Annotated in this window: 1 protein-coding gene; it reads right to left on the bottom strand. The window is 36.9% G+C overall.

Features of this window, described 5'->3' with window-relative positions:
- Nucleotides 1–188: 188 nt before the first annotated feature.
- Nucleotides 189–854, bottom strand: a complete 666-nt coding sequence (locus tag AB1414_21340; protein MEW6609956.1) for a glycosyltransferase family 2 protein — start codon at nt 852–854, stop codon at nt 189–191.
- Nucleotides 855–1,118: the final 264 nt, after the last annotated feature.

Raw genomic sequence — 1,118 nt, 5'->3', positions numbered from 1 at the left:
TTGTTTTCCACAATCAATTTCTACCTATTTCTATAAATTTCAATCTATTTCTATTATCTTATCTCCATATCCTTCTTATCTCCTTATCCCCTTTCTTACACTTTTGATATATAGCCTGAACGGTTACAAAAAAAGATATTTTCCTCTCTGTTTCTCTGCGTCTCTGCGGTAAATTACCACCTGAACGGTTACAACTCTTTAAGCAGGCGGAAGAAGAAGAGATGTGCCCTTCTGAAAGTTGGTAATTTAGAGTTACCCCATTTTCGTTCATATTCATGACTTGGCACTTCACAAATCCGATAGCCTTTTTTTAAACATTTCATTATCATTTCATGTTCAATATCAAACTGATTGGCTTTAAGATTTAGGTTTAAAGCAACACCTTTCTTAATTGCCCGAAAGCCGTTAAGGCAATCCGTTAATGTGGTTTTAAACCGTAGGTTAATAATCAAGGTAATTAATCCTCCGCCAACCATTCGGACATAATTAGAGAAATTTCCATGAAACTCATCACTCCCACCTAACATTCGAGAGGCAATAACCAAATCTGCTTTATTTTGAATAATAGGTTCAATCAATCCGGGAATATCCTTTGGTTCATGAGAACCATCTGCATCGATAAACGCAACAATATCGTTTTTTGCCACTGATATTCCGACTCGATATGCGTCTCCTTTCCCCTTTTTATTATCTAAAATTACCTTTACCCCGGATTGGGAGGCAATTTCGCGGGTATTATCCGTTGAATGACCATCAACTACAATAACTTCATCGGCATAAGGTTTTACCTGTTCAATAATCTGTTTAATCCCTTCTGATTCATTCCGTGTTGGAATAATGACTGAAGTTTTCATCCTGGTACCTCTTTATAATTCCTGGTGTCGTGTTGAACAAATAACGCACGGAATTTGATTCTGGTAAATGGTGATTGGTAACTGGTAATTGGTGATTGGTAACTGGTAATTGGTAATTGGTAACTGGTAATTGGTAACTGGTAACTGGTAATTAAATACCGTTCGGCTGAGGTAATCGGTCAGTTATTGGTGGGAGAAAGGCATAAAGATTAAATTTCTCGCTAAGGCGCAAAGAACGCAAAGGAATAAATTATAATCTTTGCG

It is taken from the genome of bacterium (genome assembly GCA_040755795.1).
Classification (GTDB): domain Bacteria; phylum UBA9089; class CG2-30-40-21; order CG2-30-40-21; family SBAY01; genus JBFLXS01.
This window is presented reverse-complemented; position numbering and strand designations above follow the sequence as displayed.